Below are 3,348 nucleotides of genomic sequence, written 5' to 3'. Positions count from 1 at the left end.
ACCTCTGACCGCACCCGCCCTAGCTTGGCTTCTGCAATCTCTTTTTCGACTTCGGCATGAAACCGGGGATAGGCCGCAAGGGCTTCCCGCTCTGTCTCGCCCAGCTTTCGCTTGAACTCACGCTTGGTGATGATCGCGGAAACGTCCTTGGGCACCCTGCGGCGATACTGCCAATTGCCCGCTTTTGTTCTCTCAACGTGCTTCAAAACTAGACCCATTGTGTACCCCGTGTGTGCCTTAATGTGCACCGGAAGGAACCGCAAGTGTCAGAAATTGTTGATAAAAAGGGCCTCAAAGGAGGCAAATGGAGCGGGTGAAGGGAATCGAACCCTCGTATTCAGCTTGGGAAGCTGCTGCTCTACCATTGAGCTACACCCGCGATGTCGCCGGATTAGCATCTTATGGCGTGGGTATTCAAGATAGAAACATCAGGCGCAGGATTGGGTGCAGAATGGTTCTATAACATCGATAAGACTAGCCTTTGGCTGCTAATCCATCGACGTGCGACCCTGTCGGTTTAAAATTCTGCCGCAAGGGGTAAGCCGGTAATGAGTCAGACTTCGTGGCACAATCAAACTTGGCGGGTCCCAGCCGACGATCACCTCTATCCAATACGGCTCAAATAAGTTCGTAAACCATGTTCTATATCTATTGTATTCAACGTTCTCGCGAAGAATAGAGCAACATGACGGGCGGATTCGTTGCAAAATCGTGTAGTCAGTGCCTGAAAAATGTTCAGGCAGCGTGCCCCGGTTTTGTTCATGTTTGAAGATGATTTCCAATATCTCGTCGTCAGTCAGCCTCTTGCCGATATGTTGGCATTGAAAGACGTCTGCCCGTGCGCTTTGCGAGGTGCTGTTTGCTACTTGAGCAAAGCTCTGGTTGCCAAACAGAACGACGGCCCATCCGATAGCGCATGTGCGGATGAATCCGGCTTGTAGGTCGCATCGCAAGGCTTTCGAAATTGAGCAATACAACTCACTAGGCATTTCGGTGCACCCTGATTGCAGCGTACGAGGAGTCGCAGCCCACTGACAAACAGGCTGTTACTGAAAACGCCGAATATCAAGATAAATTCTGACAAGACGAAGAAACTGCACCGCCGCGTCAAGCGCCAATCACCGCCGTCTGCGCCGGTTGCCGCCCGTGTTGTGGTTCACGTCGGGCAGGGCCACGATGCTGTTCAGGATCGGGAACGGTTCGACCGCGTTCGGGATCGCAGAGGCGTTGACGAAATGTTCCTGAAAACGCGGCTCGATGGCGGTTTCGACCTTGTGGATCTGCCGGACGATGGTTTCGATCTCGCGCCGTGCGTCGGTGTTCAGCAGGGCGATCCGCGCGCCGGTGCCTGCGGCATTGCCGGCGCTGGTCACCTTGTCCAGCGGCGCATCTGGGATCATGCCGAGCACCATCGCATGTTTGGGGCTGATATGTGCACCGAAGGCACCGGCCAGCACCACGCGGTCCACCTTGTCGACGCCGAATTTGTCCATCAGCAGCCGCGCGCCGGAATAAAGCGCCGCCTTGGCCATCTGGATTTGCCGGATATCGGTATTGGTCACGGTGATCAGCGGGCCGCCGGCCGCCGTGCCATCATAAAGCAGATAGGAATTGGTGCGCCCATCGGCAAAGCAATGGGGCGATCCGGTCTGGTCCGCCGATCCGATCAGGCCGGGGGCGTCGACGATGCCGGTCATGCGCATTTCGGCGATCACCTCGATAATGCCGGACCCGCAGATGCCGGTGACGCCGGTCTGGGCGATGGCCTCGCTGAACCCGTCCTCATCCGACCACAGATCGCTGCCGATGACCTTGAAACGCGGCAGTTTGGTGATGGGGTCGATTTCCACATGCTCAATCGCACCGGGGGCGGCGCGCTGGCCGGAACTGATCTGCGCACCTTCGAACGCGGGGCCGGTGGGCGATGAACAGGCCAGCACCTTTTCGCGGTTGCCCAGCAGGATTTCCGCATTGGTGCCGACATCGACGATCAGCACGAGATCTTCGGATTTGTCGGGGGCTTCGGACAGTGCGACCGCCGCCGCGTCGGCCCCCACATGCCCCGCGATGCAGGGCAGGATATAGACCCGCGCGGCGGGATGCAGGTTCAGGTCAAGATCGGCAGCGCGCAGGGACAGCGCGTCGGATGTGGCCAGCGCAAAGGGCGCTTGCCCCAATTCATAGGCGTCAATGCCCAGAAACAGATGGTGCATCACCGGATTGCAGACAAAGACCGCATCCATGATCAACGCACGGTCGATCCCTGCTTCCTCTGCGATCTGCACGAAAAGCGCGTTCATCCCTTCGCGCACGGCGCGGGTCATTTCGGCGGGTCCGGTCGGGTTCATCATGCCATAGCTGACGCGGCTCATCAGATCCTCGCCAAAGCGGATCTGCGGGTTCATGATCCCCGATGACGCTGTGACTTCGCCCGTGCGCAGATCGCACAGATGGGCGGCGATGGTGGTAGACCCCAGATCGACCGCCAGCCCATAGATCGTGCCGTCATAGAACCCCGGCCAGATCGCGATGATCCGTGGCGAAAACACCGCATCGCCCAGATGGATCGCAACGGTGACTTTCCAGTCGCCCTTGCGCAGCGCCTTTTGCAGGGCGCGCAAGACGCCCAGATCAGCCTCCAGCGCGGGCAGGTCCCAGTCGCGGCGCAGCGCGATCACCAGACGTTCCAGATCGCCGGACGGGTCGTGCATGTCGGGTTCCGCGACCTCGACGTAATAGAGCCGTGTTGACGGGTTCATCGTGATCTCACGAACCTCCGCCCGTTTGCGCACGACCTGTTTGTGGACCTGGCTTTCGGCAGGCACGTCGATGACGACATCGCGCTGGATCGTCGCCTGACAGCCCAGACGGCGGCCCTGTTTCAGGCCCCGGATGGTGTCATATCGTTCCTCGACGCTGTTCCAGTCGGACAGGGCATCGGGGGCGACGGTGACACCATGCTTGGAAAATTCCCCATAGGACGGCGTGATCTGGCATTTCGAACAGATTCCGCGCCCGCCACAGACGGAATCCAGATCGACCCCCAATTGCCGCGCGGCGGTCAGCACCGGGGTGCCGACAGGGAAATGCCCCCGCTTGCCCGAGGGGGTGAAGATGACGAGTGGATCGGTGGTCATGAAAGGGTGCCTGTGTTGCTTTGGTTCGAGGATAGCGCGCGGGGCGTTCGCGAGAATGTCTGGAAACGTCAACCCGTGTGATGAGAACGGTGGGTTTGGGGGAGGATATCACGGTAGGGTGCGTGCAAGCACGCACCCAACCGCAACACCACAGCCCCCCAAAGCCAGACCACCCACGGCACGGGGGCGGGGGGAAAGGCCACCCGACCCA

Annotated in this window: 2 protein-coding genes and 1 tRNA gene; all 3 read right to left on the bottom strand. The window is 59.3% G+C overall.

Annotation, left to right across the window (positions count from 1 at the left end; all coding sequences use genetic code 11):
- Nucleotides 1-218, bottom strand: a 218-nt coding sequence (locus tag ACK4TM_RS17275; RefSeq protein WP_409703782.1) for a DUF6538 domain-containing protein, incomplete at its 3' end; no start/stop codon positions are given.
- Between the two features lie 87 nt (nucleotides 219-305).
- Nucleotides 306-379 (bottom strand) — tRNA-Gly (locus ACK4TM_RS17270).
- Between the two features lie 739 nt (nucleotides 380-1,118).
- Nucleotides 1,119-3,137 (bottom strand): ASKHA domain-containing protein, encoded by a 2,019-nt coding sequence (locus ACK4TM_RS17265; protein ID WP_409703779.1) that lies wholly within the window; start codon nucleotides 3,135-3,137, stop codon nucleotides 1,119-1,121.
- Nucleotides 3,138-3,348 lie beyond the last annotated feature (211 nt).

Source organism: Yoonia sp. (assembly GCF_046292185.1).
Lineage (GTDB): Bacteria > Pseudomonadota > Alphaproteobacteria > Rhodobacterales > Rhodobacteraceae > Yoonia.
Note: the sequence above shows the minus strand (reverse complement) of the source record. Positions and strands in the feature narration are given on the sequence as shown.

Excerpts from the sequence above, each read along its gene's own strand:
- ACK4TM_RS17265 (WP_409703779.1), bottom strand. The coding sequence starts at position 3,137 with ATGACCACCGATCCACTCGTCATCTTCACCCCCTCGGGCAAGCGGGGG.